This is a genomic window from Haloferax sp. S2CR25 (genome assembly GCF_031624535.1).
Classification (GTDB): domain Archaea; phylum Halobacteriota; class Halobacteria; order Halobacteriales; family Haloferacaceae; genus Haloferax; species Haloferax massiliensis.
In genome coordinates this window covers 291,233-313,079 of sequence record NZ_JAMQOO010000001.1, presented here as the reverse complement: position 1 = coordinate 313,079, position 21,847 = coordinate 291,233, and the positions used below count along the sequence as shown (strand labels likewise).

The following is a 21,847-nucleotide window of genomic DNA, read 5'->3' as shown; positions in this document are numbered from 1 at the left end:
GCGAACCGCGCCCGCCGTCACCCTCTTTTCTCTCGCGCCCCACCCGTCAGTCATGCGTGTCCTGGTTCTCGGTGCCGGGTACGCGGGCCTCACGCTCGCCCGCGACCTCGAACGCCGACTCCCCGCCGACGCCGACCTGACCGTGGTGAACGACGCCCCGCACCACCTCGTCCAACACGAGGTCCACCGCGCGATTCGGCGACCGGCGGTCGCCGACGCCATTCGGGTCCCCCTCGACGAGGCGCTCGACCGCGCCGAGGTCGTCGTCGACCGCGTGACCGGCGTCGACCGCGACGCGCGAACCGTCGAACTCGCCGAGGGCGACGCCATCGACTACGACTACTGCGCGGTCTGTCTGGGTGCTGAGACCGCCTACTACGGCATCCCCGGCCTCGAATCCCACTCGGTCCCGCTGAAGCGCGTCGCGGACGCGAAGGCCATCCGCGACCGCTTTTTCGACGACTGCGACGAGGGCGGCACCGTCGTCGTCGGCGGCGCGGGGCTGTCGGGCGTGCAGGTCGCTGGCGAACTCGCCGCGCTCCGCGACGAGGAGGGCGCGCACGCCGATATCGTCCTCGTCGAGCAACTGGACGCCGTCGCGCCGTCGTTCGACGAGTCGTTCCAGCGGGCGGTCCGCGACGAACTCCTCGACAGGGGCGTCGATATTCGGACCGAGACGACCGTCGAGTCGGTGACTGACGCGACCGTCGCGACCGACACCGGCGATATCGACTACGACCTGCTCGTCTGGACCGGCGGCATCGCCGGCGACGAGGCGATGGGCGGCGAGCGACCCGCCGTCAGGGCGGACCTCCGACTCGACCGCCGGACGTTCGTCGTCGGCGACGCGGCCCGCGCCGTCGACGCCGACGGCGAACCCGTGCCGGCGAGCGCCTCCGCGGCGCTCCGCGAGGCGAAGACGGTCGCCGGAAACGTCGCCGCGCAGGTCGAGTTCGAGACCGCCGGCGGCGAGAACGACTTCGCCCCGCGGCCCGACCCCTACCGCTTCGAGGTGCCCGGCTGGATTGTCTCGGTCGGCGACGGTGCGGTCGCGCAGGTCGGCCCGAGCATCTTCCGCGGGAAGGCCGCGAAGGCGATGAAAGCCACCGTCGGGGCGGGACATCTCACCTCCGTCGGGGCGATTTCGCGGGCGGTCGACCTCGTCGACGAGGAACTGCACGCCTGACGGGTCGTCGGGGGCAAACCGCTCCGCGGTTCGGCGGCCTACCCCTGAGAAGTTCTTTATCGGATGCCGGAGTATCTCCAGCTATCACCGACGATACCGGGCACGACCGCCGAGACTTCGCGTCTGTGGGCACTCCGCGAGACGTGACCGCCGAGCGAGGTGTTCGATGAACTGGCAGCACACGGCCTACGCCTACCCGATGGTCTTCGCGGCGGTCGTCGCCGCCGTCCTCTCGGCGTACGCGGTCCGGTTCGTCCGCCGCCGCGGGCGGAACCCGACCGTCGTCTCGTTCGCCGTGCTGACGGCCGCCGTCGCCTTCTGGACCGCGACGACGGCGGTCAAACTGCTCCTCGTCGACCCCGGCGCGAAACTGTTCGCGTACAAGCTCCTCCACGTCGGCGCGATGACGGCCGCGCCGACGTTCTTCGTCTTCGCCCTCGCGTACACCGGCCGCCGGGAACTGCTCGACCGCTACGTCGTCGCGTCGCTGTACGTCGTCCCGGCGGTGTTCCTCGTCGTCCTCTTTACCAACCCGCTGGAGCTGGGCTACACCGGCTGGCAGTTGTCGACCGTCGACGGCGTGACGACGCTCTCGGTCACCGACGGCCCGGTGAGCGTGTTCGGCCTCGTCTACGGCTTCGTGCTTCTGTTCCTCGGGCTCGGCGTCATCGGCCAGTACGCCGTCGAACTCGACCGCCCCTACCGGACGCAGGCGACGCTCCTCCTCGTCGGGATGGTCGTGCCGTCGGTCGTCGCCGCGCTCGAACTCACCGGCGCGCCGCCGCTCGCCGGCGGCGTCAACCTCATTCCCGCCTCGCTCGCGGTCCCCTCGGTGACGTTCGGCATCGCCGTCTACCGCTACAAGCTCCTCGACATCCTCCCGCTCGCCTACGCGGCCGCCGGCGCGCACTCGACCGACGGGCTCGTCGTCCTCGACGCCGACGAAGTCGTCGTCCACGTCAACGACCACGTCCGCCCGCTGTTGGGAGCCGACGGCCCGCTTCTCGGCCGCCCGGCGAGCGAGGCTGTCCCGAACTACGGCGACCTCGCCGGCGACGCCCCGACGTGCGACGCGCTCGTCGCGGGCGAGCGCTACGTCGAACTGACGCGCATCCCGCTCGGCCGAGGGGGCGACTCGATCGGGTGGGTCGTCTCCGTCCGAGACGTGACGCCGCGGAAGCGTTACGAACTCGCCTTGGAGTCGAGAAACGACGAGCTGGAGGTGCTCAACCGCATCGTCCGCCACGACATCCGAAACGACATGCAGCTCGTGACGGCGTACATCGACATCGTCCTCGACCACGAGCCGCTGTCCGACGAGGCGCGGTCGCAGTTGGAGACCGCGCTCCGGCGGGCGCTCAACACCGTCGACCTCACCGACGTGCTCGGACAGCTGATGCGCGCGACGAACGACGACGAGCGCCGCAGACCGCTCGACGTCGGCGACGCGGTCCGCGAGGCCGTCGAAGACGTGCGCGAGGGGCATCCGAACGCGACGTTCGCGGTCGGCGACCTCCCGTCGGCGACGGTGTTCGCCAACGACCTGCTCGACTCGGTGTTCGTGAACGTCCTGAAGAACGCGGTCGTCCACAGCGACCGCGACGAACCGTCGATTGCCGTCGCGGGCACCGCGGACGGCGAGCGCGTCACCGTCCGCATCGCCGACGACGGCCCGGGCATCTCCGACGAACGGAAATCGGTCGTCTTCGGGAAGGGCGCGAAAGGGTTAGAGAGCCCCGGCACCGGAACGGGACTGTACCTCGTCGAGACCATCGTCACCAACTTCGGCGGCACCGTGCATATCGAGGACAACGAACCCCGGGGGAGCGTCTTCGTCATCGAACTCCCGCTCGCGGCCGTCGAGGCCGCCGACTGAGCCGACCGGCTTGACCGACTGAGTTGGCGTGTTCGACCGACTGACGCCCCGACCACAGAATCAACTCGACGCACGTTTTCCTCGGTGTCACAACTGTTATCGCTCCCGTATATGATAATCAATCATGGACTATTCGGTCTCGGACGAACAGCGGGCCATCCGCGAGGAGGTCCGGCGGTTCGCCGAAAACGAAATCGCACCCGTCGCGGGCGAGTACGACGAGGCGGAGCGGTACCCCGCGGACATCGTCCGCGAGGCGTCGAAGATTGGGCTGACGGGGGCGCACTTCCCCGTCGAGTACGGCGGCGTCGGCTACTCCTCGCTGGAGAACGCCCTCGTCACCGAGGAGTTGTTCGCGGTCGACCCCGGTATCGGGCTCTGCATAACGAGCGCCGGCTTCGGCGCGGAGGCCATCATCAGCTTCGGCACCGACGACCAGAAAGAGCGCTTCCTGCCGCCGATTACGGACGGCGAGTCCGTCATGGGCGCGGCCATCAGCGAGCCGCAGGCGGGCTCCGACGTGACCTCGGTGCGCACCCGCGCCGAGAGGGACGGCGACGAGTGGGTGATAAACGGCAGCAAGATGTGGATAACGAACGGGAGCGTCGGCGACTACTTCGTCGTCATGTGCCGGACCGACCCCGACGCGGACGACCGCTACGCGGGCTTCTCGCAGCTCATCGTCGAGGCCGACCGCGACGGCTTCGCCGCGGACAAGATAACCGGGAAGATGGGCATCCGCGCCAGCGACACGGCCGAACTCGTCTTCGACGACGTTCGCGTGCCCGCGGAGAATCTCGTCGGCACCGAGGGGATGGGCTTCCTCCAGCTCATGCAGTTTTTCGACGAGACGCGGACCGCGGTGGCCGCGCAGGCGGTCGGCATCGCCAAGGGTGCCTGCGAGCGGGCGCTCGACTACGCCAGAGAGCGCGAGCAGTTCGGCCGCTCCATCGGCGACTTTCAGGCGATTCAACACAAGCTCGCGGAGATGCACACCGCGACCGAGGCCGCCCGGCAGTTGACCTACAAGTCGGCGTGGAGCGTCGACAACGACGAGGACCGACTGACCGCGCTCGCGTCGATGGCCAAGGAGTTCGCCTCGAACGTCGCCACCGACGTGGCCGACGAGGCCGTCCAGATTCACGGCGGGGCCGGCTTCGTCAACGACCACGACGTCGAACGGCTCTACCGCGACGCGAAGATAACGCAGATTTACGAGGGGACCACGGAGATTCAGAAGAACATCATCGCCCGCGAACTGCTCGGCAAGGGCTTCTGAGGCGGGTCTGACATTGCCCGCGACTCGCGGAACCTCGCCGCCGCGGTCGGCGCCGCCCGTGGACGAGGTTTTACCGCCGCCGCTCCAAGAGTGAGCGTGGCACCGTTCGACGCGATTCTCTTCGACCTCGACAACACGCTCTGTACGAACGACCAGAGCGGCGAGACCATCTACGCCGGCGCGTTCGACGCCGCCGGCCTCGACCGCTTCGGCGAGCCGTCGGACCTCTGGGCCGCCCTCGACGGCCCGCCGGACCACGGCGACCACGAGGGCTACCTCGCCGACGGCTTCGAGCGCGTCGCCGCGAAGCACGACCGCGAGGGCGTCGACGCCCGGGCGCTCGCCCGCGGGTTCGTCGAGACGGTCGACTACTCGGCCGTCTCGTTCCGACCGGGCGCGAAAGAGGCGCTCGCCGCCGCCCGCGACCACGCGTCGGTCGCCCTCGTCACCAACGGGCCCGAGCGACGGCAGTCTATCAAACTCGACGCGCTCGGCATCGTCGACGCGTTCGACGCGGTCGTCTTCGCGGGCGATATGCCGCGGCGAAAACCCCATCCCGACCCGTTCGACCGGGCGCTCGCCGACCTCGACGCCGAGGCGGACGCGAGCCTCCACGTCGGCGACTCGCTGGAGTTCGACGTGGACGGTGCCCACCGCGCCGGCCTCGACGCCGCGTGGTGCCCGGTCGATATCGGCGACGAAGGCGACCCCGACCCGGCCTCGTACGCGCCGGCGTACGTCCTCCGGTCGCTCGCCGACTTCCCGGCGATTCTGGACGGCGGCCCGTGACTCGGCTCCCGCGGCGTCGGGGTGGCCATCGACGCCCGGTCCGCGTCCGCTGGACCTTTGTTCGCGTCGCCCCTAGAGTGGTTCCATGAACCCCGTCGAGGGCGTACTCGCCCGCGAGTTCCCCGAGCGACGCGTCGCGGCGACGGTCCGCGTCCCGAACGGGAACCACAAGCGGACCGCGGTGGCGACGTTCGCCGACGGCGGGGAAGTCGTCGTCCAGACGGCGGCCGACGCCGCGGCGCTCGCCCTCGAAGCCGCCCTCTCGCGGGCGGTCCGCGAGCGCACGTCGATTCCGGTCCCCCGCGTCCTCGCGTCGGGCGCGCTCGACGGGGTCGGCTACGTCGTCGCCGAGCGCGCCCCGGGCGACGAACTCCACGAGCGGTTCGTCTCGCTCGATTCGGCGGCTCAGCGACGCGTCGCCCGGTCGTTCGGCGTCGGCCTCGGCCAACTCCACGAGCGGTTTTCCTTCGACGGCTACGGTCGGCTCGGTCGGCCGGCCCGCGGGAGACGGCGAGCCGACGGGGGGAGCGCGACCGAGTTCGAGTCGGAACCGGTCCGCGGGTTCGACGCCGTGAGCGCCGGCGACGACGACTGGGAAGCGTGGTTCGCCGCCTACGCCCGCGAGGGAATCGCCGCGCTCCCGCCCGCGTTCGACGGGGTTCGAGAGCAGTTGGAGGAGGCCGTCGCGGCCGCCTCGCTCCCCGTGAACCCGCCGTCGCACCTCTACCCGTGGGATTTCAGACCCGGGAACGCGCTCGTCGCCGGCGAGCGGGTCTCGGCCGTGCTCGACTGGGGACGACCGATAGCCGCCGCGCCGGGACTCGCCGTCGCCAAGGTCGAACACCTCGTCGCCGACTGGTACGTCGAAGACGGCGCGCCGCTCCGTCGGGCGTTCCGCGCGGGCTACGAGTCGGTCCGGCCGCTCCCGCCCGTACCGCGGGCCTACCGGGTCGCCGCCGTCGTCCGCTCGGCGGTCGATTCGGCGGGTGAAGTGACCCGCCCCGGCTACCCCGAGCGGACCGGGTCGGCCGCGGTCGACTTCCACCGGGCGCGACTCGACGCGCTGTTGTGAACGCGGTCTGAGTCGGTGCTGTCGGCCCCGTTCGAAGCCGCGCTGTGACTCTCGGCGACACGAACTACTAATTCGGAGTGCGTGGTATGGTCACGCATGGTACGAGAAGACGGCAAGCGAAACTTCGTCCTCGTCGAAGACGGCGAGGAGACGAGCGTGTTCAGCGGAACGTATCCCCGGCAGGCGGCGCTGAAAGCCGCCCGGCGGCTCCACCCCGCCGCGAGCCCCGACGACATCGACGGGAAGGCGACGCTCAGGCTCCGCGAGCGCGGGACCGACCGGGTCCACGTCTACGAGGGGTGGGCGTGGACCGAGGAGAAAGACGACGACGCACCCGAGTGGATGGACGACTACGTCACCCGGGCGAACGTCTCGAAGCAGGGCATCGAACACCTCGAAGCGTAAGCCTGAGACGCTTCGGCGGGTCCGAGGAACCCGGCTTCGTTTTTTTGCGCGTCGCACGCCGAGCGTCGAGTCCCCGGTTCAGTCGCCGGCCTGCGCCGCCTCGCCGTGGCCGCCGTGTCCCTCGTTTCCGACCGAGTCCGAGCGGTGGAGCCAGTAGAGGACGCCGAACAGGCCGGTGGCGAACACGTTCAACACGAGTTTGTAGTCCGCCTCGATGCTCACCTCCGCGATTTGGACGCTCTCGGGCGACGGGATGAGCCCCGCGCCGAGGAAGACGAAGTGGATGACCACGCCGGTCAGCACCGCCGCGACGAATATCATCCCCGAGAGCATCGCCGCGAACTTCGTCCCGTAGTACTCGCGGTAGGCGTCCATGATGGGCGGGACGATAAGGTCGGCGTAGATGTAGCTCAGGACGCTCCCGAACGGCAGCCCGTTCGAGAACAGCACCGCCCCGAACGGGACGTTCCCCACCGAGCAGACGAAGGTGGCGACGCCGATGACGGCCCCGAGGACCGCGGTCCAGAAGACGTACACCGGCAGGCCGAACGTCGGCCCCGAGAACACCGAGGTCCACACCGCCTCGGGGATGAACCCGGCGATGAGGCCGGCGAAGACGAAGCCGATGGCGATTTCGTCCCAGAGCATCCCCCACTCCTTCCACTGCTTGTCGGCGAGCGCCTTCCACCCCGACAGCGACGTGGCCCGCTCCCGAATCGTCGTGTTGGCCTCCTCGGGGTCGAAGCTCTCCTTGCACGACTTCGAACAGAAGTAGAACGTCCGCCCGTCGTGTTCGACGGAGTACTCCGTCTCGTCGGGATCGACTTCCATCCCGCAGACGGGGTCGCGGACGGTCTCGGACCCCTCCTCTTGGACGTTCTGTCGGGCCTGTTCGACCACCTCGTCGGGAACGAGGTAGACGAAGCCGAACGCCATCAGCCCGATGAGCATGAACCCGCCGAGGATGTCGGCCACGAGGAACTGCCAGCCGAGCAGAATCCAGATGACCGCGCCGATTTCGATGACGAGGTTGGTCGAGGCGAACATGAACGCTCCGAGCGTCGCCGCCGCCGACCCGCCCTTCTTGAACAGGTTCTTCGCGGTGGCGATGGCGCTGTAGGAACACGACGAGGAGACGAAGCCGAAAAGCGAGCCGTAGCCGATTTCGCGGGGGCCGTGACCCTCCAGTAGCTCCGAGACCTCCTCGCCGGAGGTCCACGCCTCGACGCCGCCGGCGATGGCGAAGCCGACGACGAGCGCCCACCACGTCACCCACGCCATGGCCGCGGTGGTCGAAAGCGCCTCTCGGGCGCTCTCGACGAGGAACGTCCCGAGCGGCTGTTGCGTCGTGAACACGCCGAGCCCAACCGTCGCGAGCGCGATGGTCGTGAGGATCGCGTATTCGGTTCGGTCCATGTGGTTGGATATGAGGGGAGCCATCCCTAACTGGGTTGTGCCTAGCAGAATCGGGGGTTCGGCGCGGCGCGAGTTTGGGTTGTGAAGTCCGTCGGGGAAGCGAGCTTGGAACGTGAGGGTGAACCTCCGAGACGAGCCGTCGAAGCACCGTCAGTCCGACGTGCGTTCCAGTGAGTGACGCCCCGTTGGGACGCGAGACGGTCGGTCCCAACCGGGACACACCCGGACAGTTATCTTCGAACAGAGCCTATTTCGGTCTCGTGACTATCACTACAGAGATCGTTATTCGCTCGTCTGCCCTGCCGTTCGTCAGTCTCGCACAATCGGTCCCGTCGAACCAAATCGAGTGCGTACACGGGCTCTGTCACGAGGGGAACTCCCGCGTCTTCATGGTCTACGTCGAGCCCGACGCGGGCGTGTCCGAAGCCGACCTCCTCGCGTTCGACGAAGTCGTCGCGGCCGACGCGCTCGGCCGCGCGAGCGGCAAAGACGTCTTCCAGACCACTATCGAACTCGACGACGTCGTCTCGGAAGCGTTCGCCCCCGAGCGGTTCACCGCGACCCAGATGGAGCGGACGGTCGTCACGCCGGAGGGGTGGTACGAAAAGAAGCTCTTTCAGAACTACAACGCGTTCAACGGGATGCGGACCCGCTGTGAGGAGTACGGCATCTCCATCGAGCTCATCTCCATCACGCAGAACCCGCGGGAACGCGACGAGTCATCGCAGTACGGGCTGACCGACCGCCAACAGGAGGCGTTGACGCTCGCAATCTCTCGGGGGTACTACGAGAGCCCGCGGCAGGTTTCGACCGAAGAGCTCGCCCAGGAGATGGACATCTCGCAACCGTCGATGTCGAGTCTCCTCCGCCGCGGCGAGCGTCAGCTTCTCACCTCCGCGCTCGGCTCGCAGGCGCAGGTCAACACGGTCAGCAGATAACGGCGAGTCTGTCTTCGTGTGCTGACGGCCGGAACGCCGAACTGACGACCGCATTTAAACGTCCCTTCTAGATAGCATCGAAACCAAGTCGTACGACACCCGACTGAGGGGTGGAGACAATCATGGATATCACCGAAGCCGGTACGAACCCGTCCGTCGAAGGACCCGAGGAATACTTCACGGGAGACACCCGAATCGATCCCCTGTTCGACGCCCAGGGGGAGGCCCGCGCGGCCGCGGCGAGCGTCACGTTCGAGCCGGGCGCTCGCACCGCGTGGCACACACACCCCCTCGGCCAGCGACTAATCGTGACGAGCGGGTGCGGCCTCGTGCAACGCGAAGGCGGAGAGATCAAACAGATTCGCGCGGGCGACGTGGTCTGGTTCCCGCCGGGCGAAAAGCACTGGCACGGCGCGACGCCCGAAAACGCGATGACTCACATCGCCATCCAGGAAGAACAGGACGGCGAGGCCGTCTCCTGGTTAGAACACGTCAGCGACGAGGAGTACGGCCCGGCGTCGGAGCGCTAACCTACCGCCGCGACCGAAACTGAACCCGGCCCAGCCCTAACTCCGCCACCGGCGGCTCGTTTGCGACCCGGCCGCCGTCTCGGAGCCGCGCGGTGGCCGCCCGGGTGGCGGACGACACGCGTCAGTATTTAAATCTACTTTGTAGATAGCGCCGAGTTCAGGGAGCTTCTGCGCCTCCATTGAGGTACGTCCCACCCATGAAAGCAGTACGTATTCACGAGTACGGTAGCCCGGATGTCCTCCGGTACGAAGACGTAGACGAGCCGGAACCGGCCCCCGACGAAGTGCGCGTGCGGGTGCGCGCCGCCGGCGTGAACCCGGTCGACTGGATGACGCGGAAAGGCCTCGTCGAGCGCGACGAACTCCCGTGGATGGTCGGTTGGGACGCCGCCGGCGTCGTCGACGCTGTCGGTTCCGACGTGAGCGACCTGGAGGGCGGCGACGAGGTGTTCGGTCTCGTCGAGTTCGAGTACGGCGGCGGCACGTACGCCGAAGCCGTCACCGCGCCGGAAGACGAGCTCGTGCGGAAACCGGCGTCGCTCAGCTTCGAGGAAGCGGCCGGCGTCCCGATGGCGGCGCTGACCGCGTGGCAGGCACTAGAGGCGGTCGATGTAGACGCCGGCGACCGCGTTCTCATCCACGCCGCGGCCGGCGGTGTGGGTCACTTCGCCGTCCAGTTCGCACGGGAGCGGGACCTCCACGTCATCGGCACCGCCTCGGGATCGAACGAGGAGTACCTCCGAGAGCTCGGCGTCGACGAGTTCGTCAACTACCGCGAGCAGCGCTTCGAAGAAGTGCTCGACCCGGTCGACGGAGTGATCGACGGCGTCGGCGGAGAGACGTTCGACCAGTCCCTCGAAACCCTGAAGGAAGGCGGTGTCATCGACAAGCTCCCGAGCCCGCCGACCCCCGAGCAACAGGAACTGGCGGACGAACAGGGCGTCGAAGCGATCATGACGAACGTCCGCTGGAACGGAGACTGGTTCGAAGCCATCACCGAACTACTCGCAGACGGCACCGTCTCGGTGACGCTCGACACGGTGTTGCCGCTCTCCGAAGCGCGGGAGGCCCACCGACTGAGCGAGGAGAAACACGCCCGCGGGAAGATTATCCTCACGCCCGGCGACGACGAGTCCGCGTCGAACTAACTCGTCGCGGTCGCGTGTCGATGTCGCCCGTCATCGACGCGTTCTGATCCCCGGACGGCTATTTAAACGGGCTTTTCGTACAGCAGTACCCTCAAGCGATTTACCGTCGTTATCCTAGTCATGGCGACGAGACCGATTCGACCCGCGGGAAAAAGAGCCGACTGCTGTCGCAGGGCGACCACTGCACGCGAACAGCGACGGGTGGGTGCGAGCGCCCACCGTTCCCGTCTCCGCCGCTGTGGGACAGACGAGGAGGTTCGCCGATGACCGCGTGGGACGACGCCGAACTGCGCGAAATCGCGGCCCCCAACGACCTGTACGTCGCGCCGTTCCGCGAGGACGGCGAGACGTACGGCACGCCGACCCGAGTCTGGTCCGTTCGCGTCGACGACGGTCTGTACGTGCGCGCCTACAACGGCCGAGACTCCAGTTGGTATCAGGCCGCCGTCCGGGAGAACGCGGGGCGAATCGAAGTCAACGACGAGACCAAAGCGGTCGCCTTCGAGGCGGTCGACGGACCGATAAACGACCGCATCGACGACGCCTACCGAGAGAAGTACGAGGGGAGTTCGTATCTGAGCGCGATGATTAGCGACCGCGCGCGCTCGGCGACGGTCCGGGTCGTGCCGAGGGAACAAGGCGACTGACCGTTCTCGCGGAGTTACAGCTACTGACTTTTTGTCGCAGTAGCGAGCTCGTCAACGGCGAAGTAGAGAACAGCGAGTGAGCGAGCGCCCCGTAAAGGGTGCGGTGGATGGATAGGTTAATTCGAAACGGCTTTTTAATTCACAACGTTGCTTGGTACGTCTCTGACCACTCTGCTGGTACAGGTAGGTCACGGAGAACACGGCTTTGTAGGCGGTAGAACCCATTTGCTGCCTTCTGACAGTTAGATTCCATCCACAGCCGTGCCTTGGGACTATTCAGATATTCAAGCAGCTCGTCGAAGGGTACGTCTTCCTTCGGGATTAGATAGTACACACTGTGTTTTGGGACAACAGTTCCCTTTTTCTCCGCCCAGAAGCGTGGTTCTTTAGCGATGTCCTTGAATACTATCTTTGGCTGTAACAGGTCCTGCATCGGTGGATTTTCATGCCACGCATACCATCTCTTTCCAGTCTTTTTCACACAAGAACGGTCTTCGAGGCGTTCTCGGTGAAGCTCGGCCCAGTCACCAAAGGCACCAAGTTCGTCTTCGTCTGGCAGCGTCCCGTCTTCTTGATAGGGACAGATGAACACTGAATCCGTGTACGGCCCGTCATTTGATCTCAATTGACGGCCAGAGACAGTAGGATAAATCCAATCTGGAACGAGTTGTGCAGGAACGTCCTGACGGTCAGCGACGAATACAGAATCAGCACCGGTCGCCATTCCGGGTGAGATACGAACCGTGACATCACCGAGGGTTGTACCAGTTTCCAGATCCTCGAGGTCAGCACCTCTTACTGAAGCGGCCCAACTCTCACCATCTTCTGGGAGCGCGGTTGTATGAGTAGATCCATCCCTTAGTTTCACATGGGTGGGTCCAGTTTCCGTACGCCGAATTGTCGTAATACAGGGGAACGTGACCAACCCCGAGAACGAATCTTCGTCGATATGAACGACATCTTCGACGTGGAAGTTATCAGAGGTGAGCAGCCGTCTAAGTGGTTCAGCAGCATCGACGTACTCGAACTTTTCTGGTGTGATAAAAGAGAGAACACCACCGGAAGATAGTAGTTCCAAAGAGCGTTCGTAGAATAATAGATAGAGGTCGAATCGACCGACTGCAGTCGAGAACTCCTCTTTGTAGCGGTTCTTTTCTTCACCCGAGAGACCTTCAATGGGAACATACGGTGGATTGCCTACAATGAAATCAAACGTCTCCGACTCAAGCATCTGAGGTCCAAGATAATCTTGTTCGACAAACTCAACGTGCTCAAGGCCGCGATTTCGTGCAGCATCCAAGTGCTCTGGATTCGTCTCAATAGCAAGCCCGTCTGGAAGGCCCCAACCCTCTGATTCACAAACCTGCTCAACAACTGCAGCGAAAGGTCCTGTCCCACACCCAGGATAGAGTATCCGGTCACTCTTCGTAGGCTGTCTATCTCGAAATAAACGTTGGACTATTTTTTCAGCCAGGTCATGTGGCGTAGGAACGTGGCCTTTCATACCAAGAGTTACTAGATAATCGAAGTTAAAACTATATAAAACTCGAGTAGATCTCAGTCGAACAATGTATCTTGCTCGTGGTCGATATGGGCTGTACATGAGAGACAAGTGATCGAGCAAAACGTTCGAATTCGAGTTCTTCGTTCGGTTCTCGGAGAGACCGTGTTTTTCTAGACTCGTCATCGTCTACAAATAACATAAGGTAACCAATCCACGGGGCGGGTGATGGTTCAAATAGACCCTCTTCGTACGCTTTGAGTATGTCGGTATTATTCCCAATGACCTCTTCAGCACGGTTATTCAGATTGTTGCCAATCGAGCTACCTTGTGACTTGTACTCAATGGCTGCCAGAAGGTTGCCGTTATAGACAACTGCAGTATCCCACTCCTTCTCGTGTCGGTAATATCCTGGTAGTGTTGCATGATAGTCGTGCTTTACAGCATCGCGGGGAACGCCAGCCTCGACTAGTAGCTCCTCAACCAGTCCCGCGAACCCATTCATTTGCTGGCCACCAAGAACCTCTGGGCGTCGCCCATGAGCAACGTTATCAGACTTCTCGTGTTCTTCAGCTTGTCCAGATAGCGTCATATAGTAGTGTTGGACAACATCTGAAACCCGCGAATCGAGATCTTCGAACATGAGATAGAATGACGACGTGCCATTAGTATATGTACTGGTGTTAACTCAGATAGTCAGGAGGTTTGGCTACTCCGTAGAACTCTGAGACAAACGCAACTCGTGGAACTCTTCCCAACTCTCGAACTGCTCCTAAAACAGATCACTCAGCAGGTTCTACGCCCACGGCGCGGCGTCGTCCGGGTCGTACGCCTCCAGCGTCGGTTCGAGGTTCGCGAGCGAACCGCCGAACAACTCCTCATCGAGCGAGTCTGAATCGGCGTCCCAGTCGCGGTGGAACGTCACTTCGTCCTGTGTGTCCTCGGAGACAGCGTCGGGATCTGTCTCTCGGCGTTTCAATCGCGCCACGAAAAACCGGAGTTCATGATAGGCGCGGCTGGATTTGAATCGCACTCGCTCGCTAGTTCAACTCCGTCGCGGAGATGGGTCTCCGCTCACGTTGTTCGCGGAAGAATCATGGGCGCTGCAGGATTTGAACCCACGGCAACTTGGTCCGAAGCCAAGCACTCTGTCCAGACTGAGCTAAGCGCCCTACACAACTTCGTCAGTCGTGGATTGTTTTAAATGGATTGATTCGAGGCGGCGACTCCGCGCGATTTATACCCGACCTCCGAACAGTACGGGGTATGTCTCTCGGAGCGCGGGCGCGCGGGTTCGTCGAACTCACCCGACCGGGAAACGCCGTCGCCGCGGGCGTGCTCACGTTCACCGGGGCGTTCGTCGCGGGGGCGACCCCCAGCGACGCGGTCGTCGTCGTCGCAGCGATGCTCGCCACCGTGTTCGCCACGGGAGCGGGTAACGCTATCAATGACTACTTCGACCGCGAAATCGACCGCATCAACCGGCCCGACCGGCCGATTCCTCGCGGGGCGGTGAGCGCCGCCGAAGCCAAGTGGTTCAGCGTCGCGCTGTTCGGCGGCGCGGTCGTCTCGGCGCTCGTGCTGCCGGTCGTCGCCATCGCCATCGCCGTGGTCAATCTCGTCGCGCTCCTCGCGTACACGGAGTTCTTCAAGGGCCTCCCCGGCGTCGGCAACGTCGTCGTCGCCGCGCTCACCGGCTCGACGTTCCTGTTCGGCGGCGCAGCCATCGGCGAGCCGTTGGGCGCGGCCGTCCTCTGCGTGCTCGCCGCGCTGGCGACGCTGACCCGCGAAATCGTCAAAGACGTCGAAGACATCGACGGCGACAGAGCCGAGGGGCTCCGGACACTCCCCATCGTTGTCGGCGAGGCGGCGTCGCTGTGGCTGGGTGCGGCCGTCCTCGCGGTCGCCGTCGGCGCGAGCGCGGTGCCGTTCGTCTGGGGCGAGTTCGGACTGGCGTACCTCGGTGCGGTCGTCCCCGCCGACGCGCTCATGCTCGTCGCCGCCGCCCGGTCGTTCAGTGACCCCGCCGCGGCCCAGCGTCGACTCAAACACGGGATGTTCCTCGCGGCGTTCGCGTTCATCCTCGGACGGGCGATGGGACCGGCGAGGGGACTTTTATAAACACCGGGGCTGAGCGACCGGTCAGTTCCCGGGGAACACCCCGACGAACCGGAAGTGTTCGATCCTCCAATCAAAAAGAATATTACCGGCTCACTGTATGGTCGTACTATCCGATGACCCCCGGCGAGCGGAAGCGTCAGGCGAGTGCATTCCTCGGAGTCGACGACATCGAGCCGAGGTACCTGCATGTATAACCTGGGCGCTGATCTCGACGTCGAGGTCGAACCGGGCACGAACCTCCTCCTCGTCGGACCGCCGTTGACCGGGAAGCGCTCGCTGGCGCTCGACATCCTCGCGGAGGGGACGCGAACCGGCGAGGGCTCCGTCATCGTCACCACCAAAGACGGCGCGGACCGCATCCTCTCGGACTTCGGCAAGCGACTCGACTACGAGGGCAAACCCGTCGCGGTCGTCGACTGCGTCACGAAACAGCAGGGCGTCGGCGAGGTCCGCGACGACGAGCGAATCCGCTACACGTCGTCGCCGGTCGACATGACCGGAATCGGAATCAAACTCTCGGAGATTCTCCAGGAGTACTACCAGGGCCGTGGACTTCCGGGGAACCGCATCATGCTCCACTCGCTGTCGACGCTCCTGATGTACGCCGACCTCCAGACCGTCTTCAGGTTCCTCCACGTGTTCACCGGCCGCATCCAGAGCGTGGGCGGCCTCGGCCTGTTCACCATCGACGCCGACGCCCACGACGACCGGACGATGAACACCATCAAACAGCTGTTCGACGGCATCATCACGACCCACGAGGACGCGCCGCCGGACATCCGCATCGCCGACCACTAGTCGGCTCCGCTCGCGTCGGCGACCGCCGAGACGACGACTGTGGGCGTCGAGACGGCGGCCGCGTCGCACAGCCGCCTGACGTTTTTATCCGAAGCCGGCCACGTCGTAGGTATGCCCATCACCAGCGACGACGACATCCGCGCGCTGTTCGACGCCGAGACCGTCGCGGTCGTCGGCTGTTCGGCCACGCCCGGAAAGCCTGCCCACGACGTCCCGTCGTACATACAGAGACAGGGCTACCGCGTCGTCCCCATCAACCCGTTCCACGACGAGATTCTCGGCGAGACGGCGTACGACTCGCTCGCCGACGTGGACGAAGACGTCGATATCGTCGACGTGTTCCGACCGTCCGAGGAGGCGGGCGACATCGTCGACGCCGCAATCGACCGCGCGGCCGACCGGGGCGACGTGAAGGCGGTCTGGCTCCAGCTCGGCATCCGCGACGACGACGCGGCCGCCCGCGCCGAGGAGGCGGGGCTCTCGTTCGTTCAGGACCGGTGCTTCAAGGTCGAGCACTCGCGGCTCGCCTGAGCGGGCGGCGACGCGGCGAATCGACCGGGACCGGCTTCGAGGCGGTCTCCGCTAGCCTTCCCACGACTCGAAGTCGCCGTAGACGTCCTTCGAGAGGTATCGCTCCGAGGAGTCGGGAAAGACCGTGACGACGGCGTCGTGCGGGAGGTCGATGTCGCCGGCGGCGGCGCGCTCGGCCACGTCGATTGCGGCCAGCGAGTTGGCGGCGGCGCTCGACGCGACGAGGTGACCCTCCTCCGCGGCGAGGCGCTGCATCTCGGCGTGGGTGTCGCGGTCGCCGATTTGGACGATTTCGTCCACCAGTTCGGGGTCGAACAGCTCGTTGGTCGCGGGGTCGTGCGTGCCGATGCCCTCGGTCTTGTACGACGCCTCCGCCACGTCGCGGCCGTGGAGTCGGGCGTAGAGCGACCCCTCGGGTTCGACCGCGGTGACGAACGTGTCTTCGTTGCGCTCGCGGCCGTAGCGCGCCACTCCCATGAGCGTGCCCGCGGTGCCGCAGCCGGCGACGAGCGCGCCGACCTCGCCGTCGAGCGCGTCGTAAATCTCGGGCGCGGTCGTCTCGTAGTGCGCCTCGGGGTTGAGCGGGTTGGAGAACTGCTGGGGGACGACGGCGTCGTCGAGTTCGTCGGCGAGCTTGTGCGCGCGGTCGATAGCGCCGCCCATCCCGTCGGCGGTGGGCGTGTTCACCACGTCGGCTCCGAGCGCGCGCATGAGCGTCTGCTTTTCCACGCTGAACCGCTCGGGGACGACGAACACCGCGCGGATGCCGAGCTGCCCGGCCGCGACGGCGAAGCCGATGCCGGTGTTGCCGGCGGTCGGCTCGACGATGGTTCCGCCCTCGGGGAGTTCGCCCGATTCGAGCATCCGTTCGAGCATGTACTTCCCGATGCGGTCCTTGACGCTCGCGCCCGGGTTGAACGATTCGAGCTTCGCGTAGACGGGCACCTCGTCGGGCGACGCGTGGACTCTGACGAGCGGCGTCTCGCCGACGGCGTCGAGCACCGAGTCGAGGGGTTCGCGGTGCGTGGTCATACCTGGGCAAAAGTTGCCCCGTACCCTGAACGTTTTCATCCCGTTGTCGCCCGTCGAGGGCCGGGCCCCCGTCGGGGTGTTTCGTGCCGGCCGAAGACGGTCCTCTCGGGAGGCCGAGGCTGTGCGCGGTAGTGCGAGACCGAAAGAGCGCGGAGAGCGACGAAGATACAGACGGGAACGGAGACGGGTGTTGGGTCGGGTTACGCCTCGTCGGTGGCGGCGTCGCTCGACGTGGCGGCGTCGGACTCAGACGCGGCGTCGGCGACGGTCTCAGTCTCGTCTCCGGCCGCGTCCTCCTCGGCCTCGGAGATGTGCGCCTGCGCGATCGCGGCGTCGAGGTCGACGCCCTGTTCCTCCGCGATGGCTTCGAGAATCGCCCGCTGTTCGGCGTTCTCGGCTTCGAGCCGGTCGACGCGCGACTTCGTCTCGTTGACCGTCTCGCGGACCTCGACGACCTGCTCGCGCAGTTCGTTGAGCTTCTTGTACACGTCTTCGGCCATCTCTGCGACCTTCTGGAGCTTCTTCGCGGTTCCTCCGAGTGGCATGTGTCGCCTCTCGGACTCGGGGCTTGTACGACTTCCGGTGCGGTGTCGGCGGAGCCCGAACGCGCGGGGGGCGGAAAACGGGGACGACAGCCTCAGCCGAGTTCGTTCGGGTCCACGCGGTCGACGAGGATTCGGAGGCCCACGAGCGCGACGACGCCGACGAAGACCAGCCCCGCGACGGCGGCCTTCGCGCCGACGCCCGCGGTTCCGAGCGCCAGTCGCGCGGCCGTGTTCGCGGGGTTCAGCGGCAGAAGCGACGTGCCCGCGAAGACGAGGAGCACGCCGATGGAGTACAGGAGCTGTGCCACCCGGCGGTCGGGCGAGGTAATCGCCACCGCCGCGCCGAGGGTGACGACGACCGCCGAGAGCCCGGCGACCATGCCGAACAGCCACGGGACGCTCTCGATAGTCGACCCGTTCAGTTGGAGGAGGAGCATCCACGCGACAGCCTGCACCGGGGCCAGCCCGCCGGCCGCGAGGAGCTTTCCGTCCACGACGGCTGCGAAGCTCACGGGCGCGACCCGCAGGAGTTCGAGCGTCCCGCGGGCGACCTCCTCGGCGAGCGAATCGACCACCAGCGACCCGGAGATGAACACGGGCAGGAACAGCAGCAGCGGAACGAGCACCGTGTAGGTGAAGCCGAAGTACGGGCTCGACTCCGCCGCCGGCGGGAGGGAAAGCGGGTCCGTGGCGAGGTACGCGCTCCGCTCCGCGCGCTCGGTGCGCTCCAGTTCGCGGAGCGCGTCGCGGAGGCGGACGACGACCGCCGTCGTCTCCACCCCCGAGTCGGGCGCGACCGCCGCGACTCGTATCCTGCCGTCCTCGCCCGTGGACGCCTCTAAGACGGCATCGACCTCCCGCTGTTGGAACGCCGTCAGCGCGTCCGACGAGGAGGCGTACGGCCGCCCGCTGAGTCCGTCTTCGGTTCCGACGGCGCGCAGCAGGTCCTCGACCGCCTCCTCGTCGCCCGTGACGGCCACGTCCACCTGATAGCTCGCCGAACCGGGGTCGTACAGCGAGACGAGCCCGACGACGAGGAACGACGAGAACGCCGCGACGAACAGCTGGATGGCCAGCGCCAGCACGATGGTCTTTTCCTTGCGGAGACTGCCGAGTTCGCGGCGGGCGATGGCGAATCGCGGGTTACCCAAGGGCGCTCACCACCTGGAGGTTGTAGACGAGGTGAATGGCGATTGCACCCACGAGCGCGACGCCGTAGGCCGAGCGCCCGCGACTCGCCCCGAGGGCGGTCACGCTGGCGGTCACCGCGTGGAGCGCCAGCGGCGCGAGGAACAGGCCGAGGACGACGAGGGCGCTCACGCCGGTCCCGTCGGCGATGCCGACGCCGGAGGGCGCGAAGGCGGTCTGTCCGAGGGTGAGAGACTGCAACCCGGCGAGTTGGGCGATGGCGGTGAACTTCTCGCCGACGAAGAAGCCGAGCCCCGAGAGCCCGCCGAGGACGAGCGACGACCGGAGCGTCCGGGAAAACCGCGCCTTCTCGAAGGCGGCGAGGACGTGGAGGCTCTTGGCTAACTCCTCGACGACCGCGACCGCGACCAGCACCAGCGGGACGGTCAGGTCGATGGGGAGGACGAAAAGCACCGCGATGGCCAGCAGTTCGGCGATGAAGACGAACGGAATCGACAGCGCCGACAGGGTCGCCACGGAGCGCGCCCGCGAGATGCGGCTGTCGAGCGCGTCGAGGAACTTCAGCGGGACCGGTCGCTGGGTGAACATGTCCTCTTCGCGGTAGACGCCGACGCCGAGGAGGAACAGCACGCCCGCGGCGAGGAGAATCGGCCCGACCGAAAACAGGAACTCGCCGAGCGGAATCGACTCGCCCGCGAGGTCGCGGACGACGAGCGTCAGCGGCGAGATGAGGGCGATGGGCGTGATGTTCGTGAAGATGGCCGGGACGAACGTGTACGTCGTCAGGAACACCGACACCGTCACCGTGACGAACGTGAGTTCCTTGAACGAGCGGGCGAACATCGCGCCGACGAACGTCGACGCGAGGAACAGCAGGCCGACGGGAACGACCGCGGCCACCGAGACGACGCCCCCGCCGACCGCCGCCGCGATGGCGACGGTGATAGCGACCGTGCCGAGCAGGTACGGGAGCGTCTTGCCGGCGACGATGTCGCCCGGCGAGATGGGCGCGACGAGGAGCAGTTCGCCGCGGCGGTTGATGCGCTCGTTGAGAATGCTCGACCCGTACGCCTGAATCACGAAGTTCATCGGCACGAGGAAGGCGAACGCGAGGACGAGCGAGGCAAAGGGGAACGGCGGGCTGATGCTCGCCGGCGACCCGCTGGTGTCGCCGCCGAAGAGGCCCGCCATCCCGCCGAGCGACGGGGCGTCGACGCCGCCGTCGTCCGCCGCCGCGGCGTCGGACGCGCTCGGGCCGCCACCGGCTGTCCCGCCCGCGGTGTCGCCGCCGCCGGACGCGCCGCTTCCGGTTCCGGTGTCGGTTTCGCCGCCGCCAGCAGTCCCGGGGTCGCCGCCACCGTCTGCACCGGCGTCGACGCGGCTCCCGGTCGGGACCAGCGCGTCCCGTTCGCGGTACTGGAGGTCCACGACGACGGGGAACGCGGCGGACTGGTTCTCCTCGCGGGCCATCTGTCGCTCGTTGTACGACTGGACCGCGTCGCGGAACGCGCTGTAGGCGGCCCGGCCGGTCTGCGTGTCGGCGACCGAGATGTGCGTCTCGCTGACGACGAGTTCGACGTCCGGGTCCGAGACGGGGCGAGCGTCGAGCGCCGACGACTGGTCGACCGCGTCGTAGTAGGGGCTGTCGCCGGCGATGCCGACGCGGTAGAGGTCGCGGTCGAGCGCGACGCCGCCGCCCGCCGCGCCGGCCGCGATGCCGCCGGCGACGATGACGGCGACGAGACCGATGACGGCGGTTCGGCGGTCGAGCGTCCCCGCCGAGCGCGACACCTCCCAGCGGGCGATTCGGAGGACGGTCCGGGCGTGTGCGACGAGCCGCGTTCTGAGGTCGGTCACGACTGGCTGTTTCCTCCGACGACGCGCGGTTCGTGCTCGTCGCCGCCGCGCGAACCGGGAGCCGCCTCCCCGCGGCCGCCCTCGGCTTCGCTCGTCGTCGGGGCCTCGCGAGCGAGGCGGAGGAAGATGTCCTCTAAGGACGCCTCGTCGGTTCGGATGTCGGCGACGCGGCCGCCGGCGGCCTCGGCGCGCTCGCGGAGCGATTCGACGGCCGCCATCTCGTCGACGACGGCGACGTGGCGCTCCTCGCCGTCGACTTCGTCGTCCGCGGGGAGCGTCTCCGCGAGCGGGACGGTCGTGAACACGCGGTACGTCGTCTCGCCGTGTTCCGCGCGAATCTCGGGGACCGTCCCGCGGGCGATGATTTCCCCGCGGTTCATGATGACCACGCGGTCGCAGATGGACTCGACGTGAAACAGGTTGTGCGCGCTGAAGACGACGGTCTTGTCCTCGTCGCGGAGTTCGCGGACGAACTCCAGGACGACGTTCGTCGTCAGCGGGTCGAGACCGCTGGCCGGTTCGTCGTAGATGAGCAGGTCGGGGTCGTTGACGAGCGACCGGGCGATGGCGACCTTGCGCTTCATCCCCTTCGACATGTCGCCGAGCCGGCGGTCGCGGTATTCGAGGTCGAGGCGGTCGAGCACCGCGCCGGTTCGCTCGTCGGCCACGTCTCGGGGCACGTCGTAGAGGTCGGCGAAGAACCGGAGGTACGACCGCGCCGTCATGTCCTCGTACAGCGGTGACTCCTCGGGGAGAAAGCCGAGTTTGCGCCGCATCGCCGGCTCCTCGGGGTCGTATCCGAGCACCGAGGCCGACCCGCCGGTCGGTTCGACGAGTCCGGCGAGCATCTTCAGCGTCGTCGTCTTCCCCGCGCCGTTGGGGCCGACGATGCCGAACACCTCGCCCGACTCGACCGAGAAGTCGCTTCCCACGACGGCGGGGAAGTCGCCGTAGGTCTTCCGCAGGTTCTCGACCGTAATCATTGTGAGAGTTTCACGCGGGACGGCATAAAAAGCGTTCGCGCGGG

23 protein-coding genes and 1 tRNA gene are annotated in these 21,847 nt (G+C 66.4%); 13 read left to right on the top strand and 11 right to left on the bottom strand.

Going from position 1 to position 21,847, the window contains the following annotated elements; all coding sequences use genetic code 11:
- Positions 1-52 precede the first annotated feature (52 nt).
- The 6 genes from NDI65_RS01555 to NDI65_RS01530 all read left to right on the top strand — a co-directional run bounded on the left by NDI65_RS01555 (position 53) and on the right by NDI65_RS01530 (position 6,607).
- The gene (locus NDI65_RS01555; RefSeq protein ID WP_310893252.1) at positions 53-1,186 is read left to right on the top strand and encodes an FAD-dependent oxidoreductase; all 1,134 of its coding nucleotides are present in this window, start codon (positions 53-55) and stop codon (positions 1,184-1,186) included.
- 166 nt (positions 1,187-1,352) lie between these two features.
- Positions 1,353-3,062, top strand: a complete 1,710-nt coding sequence (locus tag NDI65_RS01550) for a histidine kinase N-terminal 7TM domain-containing protein (RefSeq protein ID WP_310893251.1) — start codon at positions 1,353-1,355, stop codon at positions 3,060-3,062.
- A gap of 124 nt (positions 3,063-3,186) precedes the next feature.
- Positions 3,187-4,341 (top strand): acyl-CoA dehydrogenase family protein, encoded by a 1,155-nt coding sequence (locus NDI65_RS01545; protein ID WP_089778004.1) that lies wholly within the window; start codon positions 3,187-3,189, stop codon positions 4,339-4,341.
- A 96-nt stretch (positions 4,342-4,437) separates the two neighbouring features.
- A complete protein-coding gene (locus NDI65_RS01540; protein ID WP_089778003.1) occupies positions 4,438-5,130 on the top strand; it encodes an HAD family hydrolase in 693 nt (230 codons plus the stop codon).
- A gap of 85 nt (positions 5,131-5,215) precedes the next feature.
- On the top strand, positions 5,216-6,202 hold the full coding sequence (locus NDI65_RS01535) for a phosphotransferase (RefSeq protein ID WP_089778001.1): 987 nt from the start codon (positions 5,216-5,218) through the stop codon (positions 6,200-6,202).
- Between the two features lie 96 nt (positions 6,203-6,298).
- Positions 6,299-6,607, top strand: a complete 309-nt coding sequence (locus NDI65_RS01530) for a non-histone chromosomal MC1 family protein (RefSeq protein WP_042662490.1) — start codon at positions 6,299-6,301, stop codon at positions 6,605-6,607.
- Between the two features lie 78 nt (positions 6,608-6,685).
- Here NDI65_RS01530 and NDI65_RS01525 read toward each other — a convergent pair whose 3' ends face one another.
- Complete coding sequence (locus NDI65_RS01525) at positions 6,686-8,023, bottom strand: permease (protein ID WP_089777998.1); 1,338 nt, start codon at positions 8,021-8,023, stop codon at positions 6,686-6,688.
- 260 nt (positions 8,024-8,283) lie between these two features.
- On the opposite strand from NDI65_RS01525, the gene NDI65_RS01520 reads away from it, so the two are divergent.
- The 4 genes from NDI65_RS01520 (at position 8,284) to NDI65_RS01505 (ending at position 11,286) form a co-directional block, all read left to right on the top strand.
- Positions 8,284-8,961, top strand: coding sequence for a helix-turn-helix domain-containing protein (locus NDI65_RS01520; RefSeq protein ID WP_089777996.1), 678 nt, complete (start codon positions 8,284-8,286; stop codon positions 8,959-8,961).
- Between the two features lie 122 nt (positions 8,962-9,083).
- Positions 9,084-9,491, top strand: a complete 408-nt coding sequence (locus NDI65_RS01515; protein WP_167344114.1) for a cupin domain-containing protein — start codon at positions 9,084-9,086, stop codon at positions 9,489-9,491.
- Positions 9,492-9,688: 197 nt separating this feature from the next.
- On the top strand, positions 9,689-10,639 hold the full coding sequence (locus tag NDI65_RS01510) for an NADP-dependent oxidoreductase (RefSeq protein WP_089777992.1): 951 nt from the start codon (positions 9,689-9,691) through the stop codon (positions 10,637-10,639).
- A 263-nt stretch (positions 10,640-10,902) separates the two neighbouring features.
- Positions 10,903-11,286: a DUF2255 family protein gene (locus NDI65_RS01505; protein WP_042662485.1), complete on the top strand. Its 384-nt coding sequence runs from the start codon at positions 10,903-10,905 to the stop codon at positions 11,284-11,286.
- A gap of 139 nt (positions 11,287-11,425) precedes the next feature.
- Here NDI65_RS01505 and NDI65_RS01500 read toward each other — a convergent pair whose 3' ends face one another.
- The 4 genes from NDI65_RS01500 to NDI65_RS01485 form a co-directional block, all read right to left on the bottom strand.
- Complete coding sequence (locus NDI65_RS01500) at positions 11,426-12,790, bottom strand: TaqI-like C-terminal specificity domain-containing protein (protein WP_089777990.1); 1,365 nt, start codon at positions 12,788-12,790, stop codon at positions 11,426-11,428.
- 31 nt (positions 12,791-12,821) lie between these two features.
- Positions 12,822-13,430 (bottom strand): PaeR7I family type II restriction endonuclease, encoded by a 609-nt coding sequence (locus NDI65_RS01495; RefSeq protein WP_310893247.1) that lies wholly within the window; start codon positions 13,428-13,430, stop codon positions 12,822-12,824.
- Positions 13,431-13,583: 153 nt separating this feature from the next.
- Positions 13,584-13,766 (bottom strand): hypothetical protein, encoded by a 183-nt coding sequence (locus NDI65_RS01490; protein ID WP_167344100.1) that lies wholly within the window; start codon positions 13,764-13,766, stop codon positions 13,584-13,586.
- A 118-nt stretch (positions 13,767-13,884) separates the two neighbouring features.
- Positions 13,885-13,959: transfer RNA gene (locus NDI65_RS01485), tRNA-Arg, on the bottom strand.
- Positions 13,960-14,053: 94 nt separating this feature from the next.
- On the opposite strand from NDI65_RS01485, the gene NDI65_RS01480 reads away from it, so the two are divergent.
- Both NDI65_RS01480 and NDI65_RS01475 read left to right on the top strand, forming a co-directional pair.
- Entirely contained in the window at positions 14,054-14,908 is an 855-nt protein-coding gene (locus tag NDI65_RS01480; protein WP_042662479.1) for a geranylgeranylglycerol-phosphate geranylgeranyltransferase, read from the top strand.
- Positions 14,909-15,094: 186 nt separating this feature from the next.
- Complete coding sequence (locus tag NDI65_RS01475; RefSeq protein WP_042662478.1) at positions 15,095-15,706, top strand: recombinase RecA; 612 nt, start codon at positions 15,095-15,097, stop codon at positions 15,704-15,706.
- Here NDI65_RS01475 and NDI65_RS01470 read toward each other — a convergent pair.
- The gene (locus NDI65_RS01470) at positions 15,703-15,825 is read right to left on the bottom strand and encodes a hypothetical protein (RefSeq protein ID WP_264371803.1); all 123 of its coding nucleotides are present in this window, start codon (positions 15,823-15,825) and stop codon (positions 15,703-15,705) included. The two genes, NDI65_RS01475 and NDI65_RS01470, sit on opposite strands and share 4 nt — an antisense overlap.
- On the opposite strand from NDI65_RS01470, the gene NDI65_RS01465 reads away from it, so the two are divergent.
- Positions 15,818-16,237: a CoA-binding protein gene (locus NDI65_RS01465; RefSeq protein WP_042662491.1), complete on the top strand. Its 420-nt coding sequence runs from the start codon at positions 15,818-15,820 to the stop codon at positions 16,235-16,237. The two genes, NDI65_RS01470 and NDI65_RS01465, sit on opposite strands and share 8 nt — an antisense overlap.
- A gap of 51 nt (positions 16,238-16,288) precedes the next feature.
- Here the strand turns inward: NDI65_RS01465 and NDI65_RS01460 are convergent, their stop codons facing one another.
- From NDI65_RS01460 to NDI65_RS01440, 5 genes are all read right to left on the bottom strand, one after another.
- The gene (locus tag NDI65_RS01460) at positions 16,289-17,269 is read right to left on the bottom strand and encodes a PLP-dependent cysteine synthase family protein (protein WP_089777976.1); all 981 of its coding nucleotides are present in this window, start codon (positions 17,267-17,269) and stop codon (positions 16,289-16,291) included.
- Between the two features lie 200 nt (positions 17,270-17,469).
- A complete protein-coding gene (locus tag NDI65_RS01455) occupies positions 17,470-17,814 on the bottom strand; it encodes a DUF5798 family protein (protein ID WP_042662476.1) in 345 nt (114 codons plus the stop codon).
- A gap of 92 nt (positions 17,815-17,906) precedes the next feature.
- The gene (locus tag NDI65_RS01450; RefSeq protein WP_089777974.1) at positions 17,907-18,965 is read right to left on the bottom strand and encodes an ABC transporter permease; all 1,059 of its coding nucleotides are present in this window, start codon (positions 18,963-18,965) and stop codon (positions 17,907-17,909) included.
- The gene (locus NDI65_RS01445; RefSeq protein WP_310893243.1) at positions 18,958-20,820 is read right to left on the bottom strand and encodes a PrsW family intramembrane metalloprotease; all 1,863 of its coding nucleotides are present in this window, start codon (positions 20,818-20,820) and stop codon (positions 18,958-18,960) included. Before NDI65_RS01445 ends, NDI65_RS01450 begins: the two co-directional genes overlap by 8 nt.
- On the bottom strand, positions 20,817-21,803 hold the full coding sequence (locus tag NDI65_RS01440; protein ID WP_042662474.1) for an ABC transporter ATP-binding protein: 987 nt from the start codon (positions 21,801-21,803) through the stop codon (positions 20,817-20,819). The genes NDI65_RS01445 and NDI65_RS01440 overlap by 4 nt, the downstream gene beginning before the upstream one ends.
- Positions 21,804-21,847: the final 44 nt, after the last annotated feature.

Excerpts from the sequence above, each read along its gene's own strand:
- NDI65_RS01470 (WP_264371803.1), bottom strand. The coding sequence starts at position 15,825 with ATGGGCATACCTACGACGTGGCCGGCTTCGGATAAAAACGTCAGGCGG.
- NDI65_RS01530 (WP_042662490.1), top strand. The coding sequence starts at position 6,299 with ATGGTACGAGAAGACGGCAAGCGAAACTTCGTCCTCGTCGAAGACGGC.
- NDI65_RS01505 (WP_042662485.1), top strand. The coding sequence starts at position 10,903 with ATGACCGCGTGGGACGACGCCGAACTGCGCGAAATCGCGGCCCCCAAC.
- NDI65_RS01545 (WP_089778004.1), top strand. The coding sequence starts at position 3,187 with ATGGACTATTCGGTCTCGGACGAACAGCGGGCCATCCGCGAGGAGGTC.
- NDI65_RS01500 (WP_089777990.1), bottom strand. The coding sequence starts at position 12,790 with ATGAAAGGCCACGTTCCTACGCCACATGACCTGGCTGAAAAAATAGTC.
- NDI65_RS01480 (WP_042662479.1), top strand. The coding sequence starts at position 14,054 with ATGTCTCTCGGAGCGCGGGCGCGCGGGTTCGTCGAACTCACCCGACCG.
- NDI65_RS01510 (WP_089777992.1), top strand. The coding sequence starts at position 9,689 with ATGAAAGCAGTACGTATTCACGAGTACGGTAGCCCGGATGTCCTCCGG.
- NDI65_RS01515 (WP_167344114.1), top strand. The coding sequence starts at position 9,084 with ATGGATATCACCGAAGCCGGTACGAACCCGTCCGTCGAAGGACCCGAG.
- NDI65_RS01460 (WP_089777976.1), bottom strand. The coding sequence starts at position 17,269 with ATGACCACGCACCGCGAACCCCTCGACTCGGTGCTCGACGCCGTCGGC.
- NDI65_RS01495 (WP_310893247.1), bottom strand. The coding sequence starts at position 13,430 with ATGTTCGAAGATCTCGATTCGCGGGTTTCAGATGTTGTCCAACACTAC.
- NDI65_RS01440 (WP_042662474.1), bottom strand. The coding sequence starts at position 21,803 with ATGATTACGGTCGAGAACCTGCGGAAGACCTACGGCGACTTCCCCGCC.
- NDI65_RS01555 (WP_310893252.1), top strand. The coding sequence starts at position 53 with ATGCGTGTCCTGGTTCTCGGTGCCGGGTACGCGGGCCTCACGCTCGCC.
- NDI65_RS01455 (WP_042662476.1), bottom strand. The coding sequence starts at position 17,814 with ATGCCACTCGGAGGAACCGCGAAGAAGCTCCAGAAGGTCGCAGAGATG.
- NDI65_RS01525 (WP_089777998.1), bottom strand. The coding sequence starts at position 8,023 with ATGGACCGAACCGAATACGCGATCCTCACGACCATCGCGCTCGCGACG.
- NDI65_RS01475 (WP_042662478.1), top strand. The coding sequence starts at position 15,095 with ATGTATAACCTGGGCGCTGATCTCGACGTCGAGGTCGAACCGGGCACG.
- NDI65_RS01550 (WP_310893251.1), top strand. The coding sequence starts at position 1,353 with ATGAACTGGCAGCACACGGCCTACGCCTACCCGATGGTCTTCGCGGCG.
- NDI65_RS01465 (WP_042662491.1), top strand. The coding sequence starts at position 15,818 with ATGCCCATCACCAGCGACGACGACATCCGCGCGCTGTTCGACGCCGAG.
- NDI65_RS01535 (WP_089778001.1), top strand. The coding sequence starts at position 5,216 with ATGAACCCCGTCGAGGGCGTACTCGCCCGCGAGTTCCCCGAGCGACGC.